16 protein-coding genes and 1 pseudogene are annotated in these 17,822 nt (G+C 66.0%); 4 read left to right on the top strand and 13 right to left on the bottom strand.

Annotated elements, in window-relative coordinates:
* Nucleotides 1–175 precede the first annotated feature (175 nt).
* The 9 genes from pssA to OG965_RS31950 all read right to left on the bottom strand — a co-directional run bounded on the left by pssA (nucleotide 176) and on the right by OG965_RS31950 (nucleotide 11,012).
* Nucleotides 176–1,030, bottom strand: a complete 855-nt coding sequence (pssA, locus tag OG965_RS31910; protein WP_371655511.1) for a CDP-diacylglycerol--serine O-phosphatidyltransferase — start codon at nucleotides 1,028–1,030, stop codon at nucleotides 176–178.
* Nucleotides 1,017–1,673: a phosphatidylserine decarboxylase gene (locus OG965_RS31915; RefSeq protein ID WP_067166206.1), complete on the bottom strand. Its 657-nt coding sequence runs from the start codon at nucleotides 1,671–1,673 to the stop codon at nucleotides 1,017–1,019. Before OG965_RS31915 ends, pssA begins: the two co-directional genes overlap by 14 nt.
* Nucleotides 1,674–1,858: 185 nt before the next feature.
* The gene (locus OG965_RS31920) at nucleotides 1,859–3,064 is read right to left on the bottom strand and encodes an acyl-CoA dehydrogenase family protein (protein ID WP_067166208.1); all 1,206 of its coding nucleotides are present in this window, start codon (nucleotides 3,062–3,064) and stop codon (nucleotides 1,859–1,861) included.
* Between the two features lie 2 nt (nucleotides 3,065–3,066).
* Nucleotides 3,067–3,579 (bottom strand): MaoC family dehydratase, encoded by a 513-nt coding sequence (locus OG965_RS31925; RefSeq protein ID WP_371655512.1) that lies wholly within the window; start codon nucleotides 3,577–3,579, stop codon nucleotides 3,067–3,069.
* A gap of 4 nt (nucleotides 3,580–3,583) precedes the next feature.
* Nucleotides 3,584–4,543, bottom strand: coding sequence for a CoA ester lyase (locus OG965_RS31930; protein WP_371655513.1), 960 nt, complete (start codon nucleotides 4,541–4,543; stop codon nucleotides 3,584–3,586).
* Nucleotides 4,540–6,552 carry a protein meaA gene (locus OG965_RS31935; protein ID WP_371655514.1) on the bottom strand — a complete coding sequence of 671 codons (2,013 nt, stop codon included), beginning with the start codon at nucleotides 6,550–6,552 and terminating at the stop codon, nucleotides 4,540–4,542. The genes OG965_RS31930 and OG965_RS31935 overlap by 4 nt, the downstream gene beginning before the upstream one ends.
* A 14-nt stretch (nucleotides 6,553–6,566) precedes the next feature.
* Nucleotides 6,567–7,904 (bottom strand): crotonyl-CoA carboxylase/reductase, encoded by a 1,338-nt coding sequence (gene ccrA, locus OG965_RS31940; RefSeq protein ID WP_371655515.1) that lies wholly within the window; start codon nucleotides 7,902–7,904, stop codon nucleotides 6,567–6,569.
* A 392-nt stretch (nucleotides 7,905–8,296) separates the two neighbouring features.
* Entirely contained in the window at nucleotides 8,297–9,115 is an 819-nt protein-coding gene (locus OG965_RS31945) for a TetR family transcriptional regulator (RefSeq protein WP_371655516.1), read from the bottom strand.
* Nucleotides 9,116–9,230: 115 nt separating this feature from the next.
* Nucleotides 9,231–11,012: a 3-hydroxyacyl-CoA dehydrogenase family protein gene (locus OG965_RS31950; RefSeq protein WP_371655517.1), complete on the bottom strand. Its 1,782-nt coding sequence runs from the start codon at nucleotides 11,010–11,012 to the stop codon at nucleotides 9,231–9,233.
* A gap of 509 nt (nucleotides 11,013–11,521) precedes the next feature.
* Between OG965_RS31950 and OG965_RS31955 the strand changes: the two genes are divergently transcribed.
* The gene (locus OG965_RS31955) at nucleotides 11,522–12,097 is read left to right on the top strand and encodes an adenylosuccinate lyase (RefSeq protein ID WP_371655518.1); all 576 of its coding nucleotides are present in this window, start codon (nucleotides 11,522–11,524) and stop codon (nucleotides 12,095–12,097) included.
* Here OG965_RS31955 and OG965_RS31960 read toward each other — a convergent pair.
* The 3 genes and pseudogenes from OG965_RS31960 to OG965_RS31970 form a co-directional block, all read right to left on the bottom strand.
* A pseudogene (locus OG965_RS31960) lies at nucleotides 12,082–12,234 on the bottom strand (GNAT family N-acetyltransferase); the annotation flags it as partial. The gene OG965_RS31955 and the pseudogene OG965_RS31960 sit on opposite strands and share 16 nt — an antisense overlap.
* A gap of 38 nt (nucleotides 12,235–12,272) precedes the next feature.
* Nucleotides 12,273–12,674, bottom strand: a complete 402-nt coding sequence (locus OG965_RS31965; protein WP_371655519.1) for a RidA family protein — start codon at nucleotides 12,672–12,674, stop codon at nucleotides 12,273–12,275.
* Nucleotides 12,675–12,721: 47 nt separating this feature from the next.
* Nucleotides 12,722–13,681 (bottom strand): Rv2578c family radical SAM protein, encoded by a 960-nt coding sequence (locus OG965_RS31970; RefSeq protein ID WP_371655520.1) that lies wholly within the window; start codon nucleotides 13,679–13,681, stop codon nucleotides 12,722–12,724.
* A gap of 46 nt (nucleotides 13,682–13,727) precedes the next feature.
* On the opposite strand from OG965_RS31970, the gene OG965_RS31975 reads away from it, so the two are divergent.
* From OG965_RS31975 to OG965_RS31985, 3 genes are all read left to right on the top strand, one after another.
* Nucleotides 13,728–15,263 (top strand): recombinase family protein, encoded by a 1,536-nt coding sequence (locus tag OG965_RS31975; protein WP_371655521.1) that lies wholly within the window; start codon nucleotides 13,728–13,730, stop codon nucleotides 15,261–15,263.
* Between the two features lie 304 nt (nucleotides 15,264–15,567).
* Nucleotides 15,568–15,894 carry a hypothetical protein gene (locus OG965_RS31980; protein ID WP_371655522.1) on the top strand — a complete coding sequence of 109 codons (327 nt, stop codon included), beginning with the start codon at nucleotides 15,568–15,570 and terminating at the stop codon, nucleotides 15,892–15,894.
* Between the two features lie 724 nt (nucleotides 15,895–16,618).
* Nucleotides 16,619–17,197: a class I SAM-dependent methyltransferase gene (locus OG965_RS31985; protein ID WP_371655523.1), complete on the top strand. Its 579-nt coding sequence runs from the start codon at nucleotides 16,619–16,621 to the stop codon at nucleotides 17,195–17,197.
* Nucleotides 17,198–17,205: 8 nt separating this feature from the next.
* Here the strand turns inward: OG965_RS31985 and OG965_RS31990 are convergent, their stop codons facing one another.
* Complete coding sequence (locus tag OG965_RS31990; protein WP_371655524.1) at nucleotides 17,206–17,613, bottom strand: PPC domain-containing DNA-binding protein; 408 nt, start codon at nucleotides 17,611–17,613, stop codon at nucleotides 17,206–17,208.
* Nucleotides 17,614–17,822: the final 209 nt, after the last annotated feature.

Raw genomic sequence — 17,822 nt, forward strand, 5'->3', positions numbered from 1 at the left:
GCGCTCGGCCACGCACGGTCCGCAGCCGCAAGGGTTGTTCTTCGTCCGCCGCCCGGTGGGGGCTGGTCGCGCAGTTCCCCGCGCCCCTGATGGGCACCCCAGCCGCCCGGCACGACACGAAGGGCCCCGGACCAAGTGGTCCAGGGCCCTTCACGTACAGGCACAGCGCCCAGCGCTACGGCAGCTGCGCCGCCCGCGCCTCACGGCGGTTGTCGCGGATCGAGTTCACCCGGCGGGCCGTGGCGAACAGGGGGATCACCGCGCCCAGCACGACCTGCAGCACGCAGCCCGTCTGGAGCAGCAGCTGACCGCCCGGCGCTTCGAACGCCCACGCCGCGAGCAGCCCCATCGCGCCGACGATCCAGCTGAGCATGGCCACCGCGAGGATGCCCCGCGGCTTCGGGTACTCGACCCGGCTGACCATCAGCCACGCGACCCCTATGACGGCGAGCAGCGTCGGGACGAACGGCAGCTCAAGGAGCACGATCGAGACGACCGTCAGCGCGCCGAAGGGGCTCGGCATGCCCTGGAACATGCCGTCCTTCATCGTCACGCAGGAGAACCGCGCGAGTCTGAGCACCACCGCGAGCAGCACCGTGATCGCCGCCACGGCCGCGACCCGCTGGTGTGCGTCGTCGGCGACCATGCCGTACACGAGGACGAAGTACGCCGGGGCGAGCCCGAAGCTGATCAGGTCCGAGAGGTTGTCCAGCTCGGCACCCATCGGCGAGCTGCGCAGCTTCCGCGCGACCAGGCCGTCGCAGAGGTCGAAGATCGCCGCGAGCAGCATCAGGATCACGGCGGTCGCGGCGGAGTGCCGCGCCATGCCGGTCTCGGAGCTGCCCGACAGGTGCGGGATGAGGATTCCGGTGGTGGTGAAGTACACCGCCATGAACCCGCAGGTCGCGTTGCCGAGCGTCAGGGTGTCCGCTATCGACAGCCGCAGGGAGAGGGGCATCTCCTCCGCGTCGTCGTCGGCGTCCGCGCCCGGCACCCAGTCGGCCTGGGTGTCCGGATCAATCACGGTCAATTCGAGTCACCCCCGCAGTGGTCTTCTGCCCGACCTCGACAGCGACCTCGACCCCCTCCGGAAGATAGATGTCGACGCGGGAGCCGAACCGGATGAGACCGATGCGCTCGCCCTGCTCCACCTTGGTGCCCTGGGGGATGTAGGGGACGATCCGCCGCGCCACCGCACCCGCGATCTGCACCATCTCGATGTCGCCGAGCTCGGTGTCGAAGTGCCAGACAACGCGCTCGTTGTTCTCGCTCTCCTTGTTGAACGCCGGAACGAACCCGCCGGGCACGTGCTCGACGGACGTCACCGTGCCGGCCAGGGGCGCGCGGTTGACGTGGACGTTCAGCGGGCTCATGAAGATCGCGACGCGGGTGCGTCCGTCCTTCCACGGCATGATGCTCTGCACCACGCCGTCGGCGGGGGAGATGACCCGCCCGGTAGCGATCTCGCGCTCGGGGTCGCGGAAGAACCACAGCATGCCCGCCGCGAGCGCGGTGGCGGGTACGGCCACGGCCTTGGCGGCGCCGGAGCGGCGCGCGCGGGCGAGGCTGAGGGCTGCGGTGGCGACGGTCGGCAGAAGCCACGGCGATGCTCCGCGAGCAAGACGTCCCTGGAGGAAACCGTCGCGAGATGCAGAGGTTTGGCTGTGGGGCATGGATGACCTTCGTAGCGGATGATGCCGCGCTGGCAAGTGGGGGACGGCGGCTGGTTTACCAGCGATGGTATCGGTTGCGAGCCGCAACTGGGAAAGCCAGAAGCCGAGTCGGTCGGCCGGAAGCCCTCGGAAAACGCCTACAGGGTGTGATGTTCTTCGCGGCCGAACCGACCTAAAAGCGGCAATCAACCCTGGAATCGGTACTCTTCGAGAAGCCGACGCCCAATGATCATTTTTTGGATCTCGGCGGTACCTTCACCGATGAGCAGCATCGGCGCCTCGCGGTACAGGCGCTCGATCTCGTACTCCTTCGAGAAGCCGTAGCCACCGTGGATACGGAAGGCGTCCTCCACGACCTCCTTGCAGTATTCGGAGGCGAGGTACTTCGCCATCCCTGCCTCAAGGTCGTTTCGTTCCCCGGAGTCCTTTTTGCGTGCTGCGTTGACCATCATGGCATGAGCGGCCTCGACCTTGGTAGCCATCTCGGCCAGCTTGAACTGAATCGCCTGGTGCTGGGCGATCGCTTTGCCGAAAGTGTGACGTTGCTGGGCATATGAGACACCCAGTTCGAATGCACGCTGAGCGACTCCGCAGCCACGCGCCGCGACGTTGACGCGGCCGACCTCGACTCCGTCCATCATTTGGTAAAACCCTCGGCCGGTGACCCCGCCGAGGACCCGATTGGCCGGAATGCGCAGTCCGTCCATGATGAGTTCGGTCGTGTCGACGCCCTTGTAACCCATCTTGTCGATCTTGCCGGGGATGGTCAGGCCGGGCCGGACCTCTCCGAAGCCGGGCTCCTTCTCCACCAGGAAGGTCGTCATCGACTTGTGGGGGGCGGTGCCCTCCGGGTGTCCTTCGTCACTCCGGCACAGAACGGCGACGAGCGATGACGTTCCGCCATTGGTCAGCCACATCTTCTGGCCGTTCAGGACGTACTCGTCGCCGTCCTTGACGCCCTTGGACGTGATCGCCGACACATCCGAGCCGAGCGCCGGCTCCGACATCGAGAACGCGCCGCGCACCTCGCCCAGCGCCATCCGGGGCAGGAAGGTGTCCTTCTGCTCCTGGGTGCCGTGCTGCTTGAGCATGTACGCCACGATGAAGTGCGTGTTGATGATGCCGGAGACCGACATCCAGCCACGCGCGATCTCCTCGACGCAGAGCGCGTACGTCAGGAGCGACTCGCCCAGACCGCCGTACTCCTCGGGGATCATCAGCCCGAACAGGCCGAGCTCCTTGAGGCCTTCGACGATCTGCGTCGGGTACTCGTCCTTGTGCTCCAGCTGCGTCGCGACCGGAATGATCTCCTTGTCGACGAAGTCCCGGACGGTGGCCAGGATTTCCTGCTGGACGTCGGTCAGACCTGCGGTCTGCGCGAGACGGGCCATGGCTACTTCTCCTGCGACTTGATCTCCGGGCGGCCGGGCTGCTCGCCGCCGCGCTCCTTGATGTACGTCTCGGTGGGGACCATCACCTTGCGGCGGAACACGCACACCAGCGTGCCGTCCTGCTTGTAGCCCTTGGTCTCGACGTAGACGATCCCGCGGTCCGACTTGGACTTGGAGGGCGTCTTGTCGAGGACCGTCGTCTCGCCGTAGATGGTGTCGCCGTGGAAGGTCGGCGCCACGTGCTTGAGCGACTCGACCTCCAGGTTGGCGATCGCCTTGCCGGACACGTCCGGCACGCTCATACCGAGCAGCAGCGAGTAGATGTAGTTGCCCACGACGACGTTCTTGCCGAAGTCGGTCGTCTTCTCCGCATAGTTGGTGTCCATGTGGAGCGGGTGGTGGTTCATGGTGAGCAGACAGAACAGGTGGTCGTCGTACTCGGTCACCGTCTTCCCGGGCCAGTGCTTGTACACGTCGCCGACGGTGAACTCTTCGTAGGTGCGGCCGAACTGCATGGTGTTACGCCTCCGGGATCTCGAACTTCGACGTGCGCTGCATACCGGCCGCCCGGCCCTTGCCCGAGATGACCAGCGCCATCTTGCGGCTGGCCTCGTCGATCATCTCGTCGCCGAGCATCGCCGAGCCCTTCTTGCCGCCCGCCTCGGAGGTGAAGTACTCGTACGCGTCGAGGATGAGCTCGGAGTGGTCGTAGTCCTCCTGCGAGGGCGAGAAGACCTCGTTGGCCGCCTCGACCTGGCCGGGGTGCAGCACCCACTTGCCGTCGAAGCCGAGGGCGGCGGCGCGCTGGGCGACCGCCTTGTAGCCGTCGATGTTCTTGATCTGGAGGTAGGGGCCGTCGATCGCCTGGAGGTTGTTGGCGCGGGCGGCCATCAGGATCTTCATCAGGATGAAGTGGTAGGCGTCCGCCGGGTAGCCGGGCGGCTGCTCACCCACGACCAGCGACTTCATGTTGATCGACGCCATGAAGTCGGCCGGGCCGAAGATGATCGTCTCGACGCGCTGGGAGGCCGTCGCGATCGCGTTGACGTTGTTCAGACCCTGGGCGTTCTCGATCTGCGCCTCGATGCCGATCTTGCCGACCTCGAAGCCCATCGTCTTCTCGATCTGGGTGAGCAGCAGGTCCAGCGCGACGATCTGCTCGGCGCTCTGCACCTTCGGCAGCATGATGCAGTCCAGGTTCTGCCCCGCGCCCTCGACGACCGTCACGACATCGCGGTACGTCCACTCGGTCGTCCAGTCGTTGACCCGCACGACCCGGGTCTTGCCGGTCCAGTCGCCCTCGTTCAGGAACTTGACGATGGTGTGCCGGGCCTCCGGCTTGGCGAGCGGCGCACAGGCGTCCTCCAGGTCCAGGAAGACCTGGTCGGCGGGGAGGCCCTGCGCCTTCTCCAGGAAGCGCGGGTTCGAGCCCGGAACGGCGAGGCACGAACGGCGCGGGCGGAGACGGTTCACAGTCATGCGGGGACCTCCAGAGGGTCGAGCTTGTTCGCTTTCCGGATCTCGTCGACGATACGGCCGATGATCTCCGTGATACCGAAGTCCTTCGGGGTGAATACGGCGGCCACACCCGCCTTGCACAGCTCCTCGGCGTCCGCCGGCGGGATGATCCCCCCGACGATCACCGGGATGTCGGGGGCGCCGGCCTCGCGCAGCCGCGCCAGCACGTCCGGGACCAGCTCGGCGTGCGAGCCGGACAGGATCGAGAGGCCCACGCAGTGCACATCCTCCGCCAGGGCGGCGTTGACGATCTGCTCGGGGGTCAGCCGGATCCCCTGGTAGACCACCTCGAAACCGGCGTCACGCGCGCGTACGGCGATCTGCTCGGCCCCGTTGGAGTGCCCGTCGAGCCCCGGCTTGCCCACCAGGAGCCGCAGCCGGCCCGCTCCCAGCTCATCGGCCGTACGGGTCACCTTCTCGCGCACCAGCGCCAGCGGCGTGCCCGCCTCGGCCGGGACCGCGACCGGGGCCGAGGAGACCCCGGTCGGCGCCCGGAACTCGCCGAAGACATCGCGCAGCGCCCAGGACCACTCGCCCGTGGTGACGCCCGCGCGGACGCACTCCAGGGTCGTGGCCATCAGGTTCTCGGACCCGGCGGCCGCCTTCTTCAGGGCCGCCAGCGCCTCCGAGGCCCGGGTCTCGTCCCGGTTGTCGCGCCACTCGTGGAGCTTGGCCACCACCCGCGCCTCGTTCGCCGGGTCGACCGTCATGATCGCGGTGTCCAGGTCGGAGGTGAGCGGGCTGGGCTCGGTCGACTGGTAGCAGTTGACGCCGATGATCTTCTCCTCGCCGCTCTCGATGCGCGCCCTGCGCTCGGCGTGCGAGGAGACCAGCTGCGACTTGAGGTAGCCGGACTCGACGGCTGCCATCGCGCCGCCCATCTGCTGGATCCGCTCGATCTCGGCCAGGCACTCCTCGACCAGCGAGTCCACCTTGGCCTCGATGACGTGCGACCCGGCGAAGATGTCCTCGTACTCCAGGAGGTCGCTCTCGTGCGCGAGGACCTGTTGGATCCGCAGCGACCACTGCTGGTCCCAGGGGCGCGGCAGGCCGAGCGCCTCGTTCCAGGCGGGGAGCTGGACGGCCCGCGCGCGGGCGTCCTTGGACAGCGTCACGGCCAGCATTTCGAGCACGATCCGCTGGACGTTGTTCTCCGGCTGCGCCTCGGTCAGACCCAGCGAGTTGACCTGGACGCCGTAGCGGAAGCGGCGCTGCTTGGCGTCCTCGATGCCGTACCGCTCGCGCGTGACCTTGTCCCAGATACGGCCGAACGCCCGCATCTTGCACATCTCCTCGACGAACCGGACACCCGCGTTCACGAAGAACGAGATCCGCGCGACCACCTCGCCCTTGCGGTCCTCGGGCACCTGCCCGGACGCGAACACCGCGTCGAGCACGGCGATCGCGGTGGACATCGCGTACGAGATCTCCTGGACCGGGGTGGCCCCCGCCTCCTGGAGGTGGTAGCTGCAGATGTTGATCGGGTTCCACTTGGGGATGTGGTTGACCGTGTACGTGATCATGTCGGTGGTCAGCCGCAGCGACGGACCGGGCGGGAAGACGTGCGTCCCGCGCGACAGGTACTCCTTGACGATGTCGTTCTGCGTCGTGCCCTGCAGCCTGGTGATGTCGGCGCCCTGCTCCTCGGCGACCACCTGGTACATGGCCAGCAGCCACATCGCGGTGGCGTTGATGGTCATCGAGGTGTTCATCTGCTCCAGGGGGATGTCCTGGAACAGCCGCCGCATGTCACCGAGATGGGACACCGGGACCCCGACCCGGCCCACCTCGCCGCGGGCGAGGATGTGGTCCGGGTCGTAGCCGGTCTGCGTCGGCAGGTCGAAGGCGACCGACAGGCCGGTCTGGCCCTTGGCGAGGTTGCGCCGGTAGAGCTCGTTGGACGCCTCGGCGGTCGAGTGACCGGCATACGTCCGCATGAGCCAGGGCCGGTCCTTTTGACGCTCAGTCATATGTCGCTCCGTGCTCAGATGTTTCGGAAGCGGTTGATGGCGTCGAGGTGCTGGGCGCGGAGCTCGTGGTCGCGGACGCCGAGGCCCTCACGGGGGGCGAGGGCGAGGACGCCGACCTTGCCCTGGTGGAGGTTGCGGTGGACGTCGTAGGCGGCCTGCCCGGTCTCCTCCAGGCTGTAGACCTTGGAGAGGGTGGGGTGGATCTTGCCCTTGGCGACGAGGCGGTTGGCTTCCCAGGCTTCGCGGTAGTTGGCGAAGTGCGAGCCGACGATCTTCTTCAGGCTCATCCACAGGTAGCGGTTGTCGTACTCGTGGTTGAAGCCCGAGGTGGAGGCGCAGGTGACGATGGTGCCGCCCTTGCGGGTGACGTACACGGAGGCGCCGAAGGTCTCGCGGCCCGGGTGCTCGAAGACGATGTCGACGTCCTCGCCGCCGGTGAGCTCGCGGATGCGCTTGCCGAAGCGCTTCCACTCGCGCGGGTCCTGGGTGTGCTCGTCCTTCCAGAACTTGTAGCCCTCGGCGTTGCGGTCGATGACCGCCTCGGCGCCCATCGCCCGGCAGATCTCCGCCTTCTCCGGACTGGAGACGACACAGATCGGCGTGGCACCGCCCGCGAGTGCGAACTGGGTGGCGTACGAGCCGAGTCCGCCGCTGGCGCCCCAGATCAGGACGTTGTCGCCCTGCTTCATCCCGGCGCCGTTGCGGGAGACGAGCTGACGGTAGGCGGTGGAGTTCACCAGACCGGGGGCCGCGGCCTCTTCCCAGCTCAGGTGGTCCGGCTTGGGCATCAGCTGGTTCGACTTGACCAGCGCGATCTCGGCGAGGCCGCCGAAGTTGGTCTCGAAGCCCCAGATGCGCTGCTCGGGGTCGAGCATCGTGTCGTTGTGGCCGTCGGAGGACTCCAGCTCCACCGACAGACAGTGCGCCACGACCTCGTCGCCGGGCTTCCACGCGTTCACGCCCGGGCCGGTGCGCAGGACCACGCCCGCCAGGTCCGAACCGATCACGTGGTACGGCAGGTCGTGGCGCTTGGTCAGCTCGCTGAGCTTGCCGTAGCGCTCCAGGAAGCCGAACGTCGAGAGCGGCTCGAAGATCGACGTCCACACCGAGTTGTAGTTGACCGAGGAGGCCATGACGGCCACCAGGGCCTCGCCGGGGCCGAGTTCGGGGACCGGCACCTCGTCGAGGTGCAGCGACTTGCGCGGGTCCTTGTCCCGGGTGGCGAGCCCGGCGAACATCTCCGTCTCGTCCTTGTGCACGGTGATCGCGCGGTACGACTCGGGGATGGGCAGGGCCGCGATGTCTGCGGCCGTACTGTCCTGCGACTGAATCGCGTCCAGGATTTCCTTCACGGTGTTGCCTCCGGCGAAGCGCGTTGGGAACGCTGAGGGGACTGCTGCTGTGGAGGTGTGCCGTCGGTTCGGCGGTACTACGGGATCGGCGGCGCCTGGTGGGCGCGGGAGGGTGCCTGTGACGCAGGCGTCCGGGCGCGCTCGCTGGGGAAGCTTGCGGGGACAGCCGGCGTACGAAAGGTCTCTGCACGCCGGCCGCCCGGACAACATCAACGTATGGCACCCGGTGCCAGTCGGCAAGACACTGCGTGCCAACAATTTCTCTCAATTGCGTAATGACCTGCACGGATGAGCGATGATCGATCGATTCCGCTTCCGGCGGCGCTCCAGAAACGACGAAAGCCGCCCTGGTGGGGCGGCTTTCATCCGTTGTATTCGGGTTACGTACTGTTTCAGCGCTGCCGGAGCGCCTTCTTGATCGACTGCATGATCTCGTCCAGCGGCGCGTCCGTACGCGCCACCGCGACCAGCACCTCGTCGCTGGTGGAGACGGACGCGGCGGGGGGCTTCGGCTCGGCGGTGCGCCCCGCCCCGATCCCGGAGCCGAAGGTGTCCCGGACGATCGCGAAGGCGTGGTCGAGCTGGGTCTCCACATCGCCCTGGCCGCCCGCCCGCAGCCAGCGCCGCAGCACGTGGTTGTGCGCGGTGACGACCGCGGAGGCGGCCACCTCCGCGAGCAGCGGATCGTCGTTCCCGGCGTGGTGGTCCTTCTCGTCGAAGTGACCGAGCAGATAGCGCGTGAAGAGCCGCTCGTAGCGGGCCACCGAGGCGATCTCGGCCTCCCGCAGGGTGGGCACCTCACGGGTCAGCTTGTAGCGCGCCACGGAGACCGAGGGGGAGGAGGCGTACATCTTCATGACCTCCTTGATCCCCCGGCACACCGTGTCCAGCGGATGCTCGTGCGGGGGCGCGGCGTTGAGCACCGCCTCGGCCCGTACGAGGGTGTCGTCGTGGTCGGGGAAGATCGCCTCTTCCTTGGAGCGGAAGTGGCGGAAGAAGGTGCGGCGGGCGACCCCGGCGCGGGCCGCGATCTCGTCGACCGTGGTGGCCTCGTACCCCTTGGCCGAGAAGAGCTCCATTGCCGCGGCCGCCAGCTCGCGGCGCATTTTGAGCCGCTGGGCGGCCGCGCGGCTGCCGGCGGCACTTTCCGGGGCGTCGGACGTGGCGGACGTTCGGGTCGGCCGTTTCGATGAGGCAGCGGGCTGGGGCATGGACCGAACGTACTGCATATGTGCAGGAAGTCGCGCTCGCGGGGGCGGACCGCCCGACGGATCGAGCAGGCCGCCCCAGCCCTCCCCCGGCCGGTGGACGGGGGAGCCCCACGGGTCAGCGGCGGGCATACTCGCGGAATCCACGACCCGTCTTGCGGCCCAGGCACCCGGCCGCGACCAGGTGCTCCAGGAGCGGGGCGGGTGCGAGTCCCGGGTCGCGGAACTCGGCGTGCAGCACCTTCTCGATGGCCAGGGAGACGTCGAGGCCGACCACGTCGAGGAGTTCGAACGGCCCCATCGGGTAGCCGCCGCCGAGCCGCATCGCCGCGTCGATGTCGTCGAGCGTGGCGTAGTGCTCCTGGACCATCTTGATCGCGTTGTTGAGGTACGGGAAGAGCAGCGCGTTCACGATGAACCCGGCCCGGTCCCCGCAGTCCACCGGGTGCTTGCGGATCTTCGCGGTGACCTCGCGGACGGTGGCGTGCACCTCGTCCGAGGTCAGGACCGTGCGGACCACCTCGACCAGCTTCATCGCGGGCGCCGGGTTGAAGAAGTGCATCCCGATGACGTCCTGCGGGCGCGAGGTGGCGCGGGCGCAGGCGACGACCGGCAGCGAGGAGGTGGTGGTGGCAAGCACCGCGCCCGGCTTGCAGATCTTGTCCAGGGACGCGAACAGCTGCTGCTTGACCCCCAGGTCCTCGGCCACCGCCTCGACGGCCAGGTCCACCTCGGCGAAGGCCTCAAGGGCACCGGCCGGGGTGATGCGGGCGAGCGTCTCGTCGCGGGCCTCGGCCGTCATCCGGCCCTTGTCGACAGAGCGCGAAAGGGACTTGGCGATACGGGACTTGGCGGTCTCGGCCTTCTCCAGGCCGCGCGCGGCGAGCACCACGGCGTACCCGGCCTTGGCGAAGACCTCCGCGATGCCCGAGGCCATGGTCCCGGACCCGGCCACGCCGACCGAGCGGATCTCGCGGCCCGCGCTCGTGCCCGCCGCCGTGGCGCGGGTCTGCGCGTCCGGCACCACGACCGAGCTGCCCGGGCCCTCGTACGTGTAGAAGCCGCGGCCCGCCTTGCGGCCGGTCAGGCCCGCCTCCGCGAGCTGGCCGAGGATGGGCGCGGGGGCGTGCAGCCGGTCCTGCGAGTCGGTGTACATCGCCTCCAGGACCGTGCGGGCGGTGTCGATGCCGATCAGGTCGAGCAGCTCCAGGGGGCCCATCGGCAGTCCGCAGCCCAGCTTCATGGCCGCGTCGATGTCCTCGCGGGAGGCGTACTTCGACTCGTACATCGCGGCGGCCTGGTTGAGGTAGCCGAAGAGCAGCCCGTCCGCGACGAAGCCCGGGCGGTCGCCGACCGCGACCGGCTCCTTGCCGAGGTCGAGGGCGAGCCGGGTGACCGCCTCCACGGCGGGCGGCGCGGTCAGCACCGAGGAGACCACCTCGACGAGCTTCATCGCCGGGGCCGGGTTGAAGAAGTGCAGGCCCAGGACGCGCTCGGGGTGCGTCGACTCGGCGGCGAGCCGGGTCACGGAGAGGGCGTTGGTGCCGGTCGCCAGGATCGCGGTGGGCGCGACGATGGCGTCGAGCGCGGCGAACACCTGCTGCTTGAGCTCGTACGACTCCGGCACGACCTCGATGACCAGGTCGGCGTCGGCCGCCGCCTGGAGGTCGGTGAAGGTACGGAACCGGGCGAGGATGTCGCGCCGCTCCTCCTCGGTGATGCGCTCGCGGGCCACGGCCCGGGCGGTGGACGCCTCCAGGGAGGCCACGGCCCGGTGGGCGGCCTGCTCGCTGATGTCGATGCCGATGACCTCGCGGCCCGCGCGGGTGAGCACGTCGGCGATGCCGGTGCCCATGGTGCCGAGACCGACCACGGCGACGGTGTTCAGGGGGGTGTCCATCACGGGACTCCAGGGTGAGTGACGACTGAGGAGAGGGCGCACGCGACCGGCATCCGGCTGTCGCGAAGGCGTCAACGAAGACGCGGGTGCGCAGAGCGGCGCACGGCGTGCGGGAGGTGTGTCGTGGTGGTGCTGAGGGCCGACGGACCCGGTCCCGGGGCCACGCCGTGAAACTGCCGAACCGACGAACACTCGCGGTGGCTGCGTCACCAGGCCACCGGAGTTCGCGGGGGGTACCCGCTCACTTGAGATTAACTGGTGAGTAACGAGCGCGCCATAGGGCGGAGGTAAGGAGTCCATGTGATCTGGCTCGCGTCGGGCGCGGCCGCCGTCCGCCTGCGGACCGTGGTGGGTTGCGCGCGCAGTTGCCCGCGCCCCTAGGCATTCAGGGGCGCGGGCAACCGCACGGCCGGCCCGCCACGGCCCGCAGGCGACGCACTCCACCCCCCGCGCCCGCAGACGACGCACTCCCCATACTCCACGCCCCGCGGAGCGCCTACGCTTCCCGCATGGACGAGGAGCTGCGGTCCCTGGCGGATCGGCTGCGGGACGAGGCCAGGGCGTCGGACGCGGTGTCCGCGTACGAGCGGCTGCTCTCGACCCGTGACCAGGACGAGCTGGCGGCGGTGCTCACCGAGCGCGAACGACCCCTGTGGGCGCGGGAGATCGCGGCCTTCCGGCTCGGCTGCGCGGGGGACCGGCGCGCCTTCGAGGCGCTGGTGCTGCTGCTCAACCACCGGGACCCGGAGCGCTGTGTCTCCGCCGCGCACGCCCTGGCCCGGCTCGGCGACCCGCGCACGGCACGCGCGGCGGCCGCGCTCGCCACCAACCAGCTGCGCACCGCGTACGCCCTGCACCCGGTGCGGCTGCTCACCGCACTGCGCGCCCCCGAATCCGTACCGGCGCTGATCACTACCCTGCGGCCGCTGCTCTCGCCCGACACCCCTTACTGGCGGGTGGCGCTTGCCTGTGTGGAGGGGCTGGGTGAGCTGGGTGACAAAAGGGCGGTCGAGGCCCTGGAAACGGCACTGGCCCGCCCCCGCCTGGCCTCGGCCGCAGCCGTGGCACTCAGACGCATCGCGTAGCGCACCTCGGGCACCGCGACCCCGTCCACGACGAAGTCCTCCCCGGCGCCGTCCGGGACGAAGCCGGCACGCCCGTAGAACCGCCGGGCCCGGTCGTTGGCCTTCAGGACCCACAGCAGCAGGCGCGGATACCCGGCGTCGGCCGCGGTCATGTCCCGTATGCGTGCGGGGGCGCTCAACGGTCGGCGACCACCGCGAACGCCTCGATCTCCATCAGGAGTTCGGGGCGGAACAGCGCCACCACCTGCACCGCCGAGCTGGCGGGGAGACGGCCGCTGTCGAGGTGTTCGTCCCGCGCCTCGCGGATCGCGGGCAGATGGGCGATGTCGGTGACGAAGACGGTCAGCTTCACCACGTCGTCGAAGGTCGCCCCGGCGGCCTCCAGGCAGCGGCGCAGATTCTCGAAGATCTGCCGCGCCTGCGCCACCGGGTCGCCCTCCCCGACCACGTTCCCCTTCTCGTCGAAGGCGCACTGGCCGGATATCGCGATGAACCGGCCGGTGCCCCAGACCACATGGCTGTAGTTGACGCCGGGTGCGACGCCGTCGGGGGTGGCGATGTGCGTGAGCGAGGTCATGCGTCCATCCTGACCCATGCCACTGACAATCGGGCATCCGGTTCCGGTCAGAGCAGGGTGAGCTGGGTCGGTCCGGCCGGTTCCGGCTCCACGCGCTGCGGAACGCGCCGGGCCGCGCCCCGGTGCGCCGGTCCGATGCCGAACTCGGTGGCCAGGTCGTGTACTTGGCGGGTGATCCGGCGCTGGTACCACTTCGGCGCGTACGCACCCTCCGCGTACAGCCGCTCGTACCGCCGCACCAGATGCGGATGGTGCTCGGCGAGCCACCCCATGAACCACTCGCGCGCCCCCGGCCGCAGATGCAGCACCAGGGGCGTCACCGAGGTCGCGCCCGAGGCGGCGATCGCGCGGACGGTGGCGCGCAGTTGGTCGGGGTGGTCCCCGAGGAAGGGGATGACCGGCGCCATCAGGACCCCGCAGCCGATGCCGTGCCCGGTCAGCGTCCGTACGACGTCGAGGCGCCGCTCGGGCGCCGGCGTGCCCGGCTCGACCGTGCGCCACAGCGCGTCGTCCACGAACCCCACGGAGACGGAGATCCCCACCTGGGTGACCTCGGAGGCCTGCTGGAGCAGCTCCAGATCGCGCAGGATCAGCGTGCCCTTGGTGAGGATGGAGAACGGGTTGGCGTGGTCGCGCAGCGCCTCGATGATCCCCGGCATCAGCCGGTAGCGGCCCTCGGCGCGCTGATAGCAGTCGACGTTGGTGCCCATGGCGATGTGCGCGCCCTGCCACCGCTTGGAGGCGAGGTGACGGCGCAGCAGCTCGGGCGCGTTGACGTTGACGACGATCTGCGAGTCGAAGCCGAGCCCGGTGTCGAGGTCGAGATAGCTGTGCGTCTTGCGGGCGAAGCAGTACACGCACGCGTGCGTGCAGCCCCGGTACGGGTTGACGGTCCACTCGAACGGCATCCGGGACACCCCGGGCACCCGGTTGACGATCGAACGCGCGCGGACCTCGTGGAAGGTGACCCCGCGGAACTCGGGGGTAACGAAGATTTGTAAAGGCACTCCAAAATCCGTATAATACGGACATATGTAAACGGAGTGCCTGGAAATGCTCACAGCGGATACCGCATGGGCTGTAAAAGTCAAGGAGTTCCCGGACGGACGTGGTGGGTATGCCCGCGTCTCGATGAATCGGAACGGTCAAAGCGTGAGTGTCGTCAACCAGTTTGGCGATGTTCGCTTGACCTTCGATGACCAGGGCTGGCCGGTAAGCGAAGGGCTTCTGTTCTCGGACGACGATATTTCGGCGTCGGAGTTCTCGACCAAAGAACGTCCGGGTTTCATCTTGCTGCGCGAGGCAATCCGGCAGCGTCGTCTATGGCTGATCGTGGTCACGGAAGTTGCGCGCATCACGCGCAATATGGAAGTGGCGATCGACTTCGTCAAGCTCCAGAAGGCGGCTGGTGGCGTGGTCGTCATGACCACGGACGGGCGGACGTTTGACCTGAAGACGCAGACTGGAATCCACGATTTCTATGCTGCTGTGGTCGAGGCGAGCCGGGAATCTGGCGTCAAGTCCGACCGGATGAAGCGAAACAAGCGCAACGTCTCGGCGAGCGGCCGCTACCACGGTGGTCGTCCCCGCTATGGTCGCGTGCGCGCGGTCAAGGACGAGTTTGGCCGCGTGGTCAACACTGGCAAGGTCGGCCACGACATCGTGGAGGAAGAGGCTGAAATCCTGCGCGAGACGATTGACCGGATCTGCGAGGGGTGGCCGCTGGCGTCAATTGTGCGCGACCTGAAAGAGCGCGGCATCGTCGGGGTGAACGGTGAGCCTTTCCAGCGGACTGTTCTGCGCAAGGCGATCTCCAGCAAGCACCTGATCGGTGTCCAGGAGTCGAAAGGCCGAGAGTACCCGGGGGCGTTCCCTCCTATCATCACGGATCGTGCGAAGTGGGAGAAGGCGATGGCTATCCTGCGCGCCCGGGGACGTACAAACAGCGAGGCAAGGTCGTACCTCACCAAAGCACGCTGCGGTAAGTGCGAGGGAGAGATGACTGGCCACTACCGCGACAACCGACGCACGTACCAGTGCCGCGCCTACAACGACCATGGCCAGAAGATCGGGTGCGGTATGCAGCGCATCGCTGATCCGGTGGAGTTGCTCATCCTCGATGCAGTCCAGTACCGCTACAACACCCCGGGGTTCATCGAAGCACTGCGCCGCGCCTACCAGGAAAGTAGCGAGCACGATGAGCTTGGGAAGCTCATCGACCAAGTCCGACAGATTCAAGGCCGCTTGGATGAGTTGGAAGACGCTTGGACGAAAGGAACTGAGGGCCTCGACCTGACGTCGATGCTGCGGATGAAGGCGACCATGCAGAGCGAACTCAAGATGGTGAACGCCAGGATGGAGCGGAGCGCTGCGGGTCAGATGGTTGCTGCGATCACGACGGGCGGCATCAAGGCGGCCTTCGACAAGGCCGACATGGCGCAGCTGCGCGTGTACGTCGATCTCATCGTTGAAGAGGTGCGGATTGAACCAATCGCGGACACGAGCACACGACCGCGTTGGAAGCATGAGGCAACTGGCAGGTCATGGCTGTTCGACTACAGGCTCGTAAAGATTAAGTTCAAGTACTAGTCGTCTTCGACGATAGAGGCCGTTAACTGAGCGGCCTGAGCAAGTATGGCGGCGTCTTCGACGAACTCGGGGACGCCGCTTTGTTTTGCTTGCTCCCGGACGTACTCGGCTAGGTCAAAATCTTCTTCCATTGGTTGGTTCTCCGTCTATGTTTTTATTGTACGTCAACCTCCGGTATTTGTATTCGTGTCGGTGTTGTGCTTTGTGCTGAACCTATGGAACTGGCCGGCTCACGCTGTCATAAATGGGAGTAGGCCGAGGGGATTCCCCGGCCCGAACCCCACATGAAGGAGCGTGAAGCAGCATGGCTATTGTGAGTCGTAAGGTCTCAGACCTGAGTGGCAACGAGGGAAGCGACGAAGAGTTTGCCGCTGTCGTTGTCCGGCAACACCCCAAGCTGGACCAGCCCAAGGCGCTGGATGTGTTGCTGCCTGAACTGGAGCAGTTCAAGGACATCAGTGGCGACCTTGTGATCCTGGAGGTCACTATGCCCGACAACCGTAAGCGTGACCTCTACGTGAGGCTCGCTGAGTTCAACAAGGTGTCGGCGAAGATGGATGACATCCTCGACAATGCGCGTGGCACACGTGGACGAGTGCCTGGCACCCGCGTTGGTGGCAACGGGTCGTAGATTTCCGCTCCTTCACCCACTCCGCCTCGTACCGGATGGTTCTGGTGGTTGAGGTGGTGGTTCCCCGTCCTGGTGGCCTGAGAAGGGTTGCTGGGGCGGGGGTTTTCATCGCACCATCCATCCCGTAGCCACTATTCGCACTAACGTGCGAGCTTTGGAAATGTTGAGTCCCCACGGACCCGTTGTCCTGTGCCGCCTTTGGCTGTCATAATTATTGGATCTTTATATGCGTGAAAAGAGGGTTGCATGTTGGATTTGAGTTTACTGGGGCTCCTGAGCATTGTTGCGGGAGCGGTCATTTCATCAACTATTGGCCTCTTCTTAGGGAGTACGTTGGAGTATCTCGCCGCGCGTACAATCGGAAGCATATGGCATGGCGGCGAGTATGATGTGCGTGGAAGGTGGAAGTCGACCTACACTTACAGGAGTAGGGGATCTAGCCACGTTGGCGAGCAGATTATGCAGTTCTATCAGGTTGGGCATTCCGTATACGCAAAGAATACAGGAGGGTCGTCCCCCCATCGGCACTTTCTGAAACTTAAGATAGATGGTGCCTTCCTGACGGGTTCCTGGAGGAACACGGCGCGAAATGCAAATCACTATGGCGTCGTACAGCTCAGGATCACGGCAGACGGTATTGAGATGACTGGCAAGTGGGTCGGCTTTGATAGCAGCAGCCTGATCCAGGCGGGTAGCTGGAAACTAACGCGACAGTAGGATGACCGTGGCTATTTGGAATCCTTCTAAAGGTGATTTACCTAGCATCGAGATTGCTAAGCTAGCCGAGTCCTGGCGTTTTTATTCAGTTCTCGATGTGGGGTGTGGATGGGGCCGCAATCTCGTCCCCTTTACGAACGTGGCGGAGATTCTACACGGATTTGACCTGGATGAACAGGCAGTCTGTGCGGCCCGGATGCAACTCAAGGAATCATCGGCTGAAGTGTCCGTTTGGCAAAGTGACCTCCTTTCTGTCGAATTAGATCACTCCTACGATCTGGTCATTTGCTATGGGGTGATGCATTTTCTCAAACGACAGCAACGTATGAGGGCCTATAGCCGCCTGCGCTCATGGGTGAAGCCAGGCGGATTGCTAGCAGTCGCTTCATTTAATGCACTCGTCCCGATCCCGGCGGACCTGCAACCTCTTATCGCTGAGCCGCCAGAGGATAGCAGCGAGTTGTACGAGCAGTTCTCGGGATGGGATACTTTATTTGCTCGTAGCTACGTGTATGAGGATGAGCACGAGGGTGGGATTAAGCACACCCACTCGATTGATCGTCTCATGGTGCGAGCCCCAGCGTAGCCCTACCGTCAGAATGAGTTTTCGGCAGATTCGATGCCGAGCTCATTGAAGCCAGTATCTTGGTCGAATCGACGGTAGAATCTGAACTGACGGTCTTCTGCTAAGACTACCTCTGCGGTAAGCCGGACAATGCAGCCCTCAGAGAGGTGTCCGCCTTTCACGTTTCCATGGATGTCCGACATGGATACATGAATATGGCAACCGTTTGGAGAGAGAGTTCCCTCAATCGACACGATTTCATAGTCTCCCTCAAGGTGCTCGAATGTCTTTGCTCCGGGCATGCGAAGTACAGCACCCGAGAATCCGCCGACGCAGGTAATAACGTATCCTGCCTGGATTTCTTGTGCTGTGACATAACTTTCGATGCTCTTTTTGAGGTCGTCTCCGTTGAGTAGGCGAAATGCGTGAGTCTTCATATGCATATAATAAGCTCCATTTCGATTTAGGTCAATCGTCGAGCCGGGCTCCACGCCTTATCTTCGCAATCTTGTGCAATATCCTTATTGAGCTCCAGTGCTGTCGCCCGGCAGGTAAACATTACCCGGAGTTTTGGATCTTTAATCATTGAGAAGCGCGACATTTTTCCAGGATTATGCCGCGAGAGTCTGATTTACTCGATTCTTCT

It is taken from the genome of Streptomyces sp. NBC_00224, from assembly GCF_041435195.1.
Taxonomy (GTDB): Bacteria; Actinomycetota; Actinomycetes; order Streptomycetales; family Streptomycetaceae; genus Streptomyces.

Coding starts and splice junctions, on each gene's coding strand:
- OG965_RS31990 (WP_371655524.1), bottom strand. CDS start 17,613: ATGAAGACTCACGCATTTCGCCTACTCAACGGAGACGACCTCAAAAAG.
- OG965_RS31950 (WP_371655517.1), bottom strand. CDS start 11,012: ATGGACACCCCCCTGAACACCGTCGCCGTGGTCGGTCTCGGCACCATG.
- OG965_RS31930 (WP_371655513.1), bottom strand. CDS start 4,543: ATGACTGTGAACCGTCTCCGCCCGCGCCGTTCGTGCCTCGCCGTTCCG.
- OG965_RS31945 (WP_371655516.1), bottom strand. CDS start 9,115: ATGCCCCAGCCCGCTGCCTCATCGAAACGGCCGACCCGAACGTCCGCC.
- OG965_RS31915 (WP_067166206.1), bottom strand. CDS start 1,673: ATGCCCCACAGCCAAACCTCTGCATCTCGCGACGGTTTCCTCCAGGGA.
- OG965_RS31980 (WP_371655522.1), top strand. CDS start 15,568: ATGGCTATTGTGAGTCGTAAGGTCTCAGACCTGAGTGGCAACGAGGGA.
- OG965_RS31925 (WP_371655512.1), bottom strand. CDS start 3,579: ATGCAGTTCGGCCGCACCTACGAAGAGTTCACCGTCGGCGACGTGTAC.
- OG965_RS31935 (WP_371655514.1), bottom strand. CDS start 6,552: ATGACTGAGCGTCAAAAGGACCGGCCCTGGCTCATGCGGACGTATGCC.
- OG965_RS31965 (WP_371655519.1), bottom strand. CDS start 12,674: ATGACCTCGCTCACGCACATCGCCACCCCCGACGGCGTCGCACCCGGC.
- OG965_RS31955 (WP_371655518.1), top strand. CDS start 11,522: ATGGACGAGGAGCTGCGGTCCCTGGCGGATCGGCTGCGGGACGAGGCC.
- OG965_RS31920 (WP_067166208.1), bottom strand. CDS start 3,064: ATGGCCCGTCTCGCGCAGACCGCAGGTCTGACCGACGTCCAGCAGGAA.
- OG965_RS31975 (WP_371655521.1), top strand. CDS start 13,728: ATGCTCACAGCGGATACCGCATGGGCTGTAAAAGTCAAGGAGTTCCCG.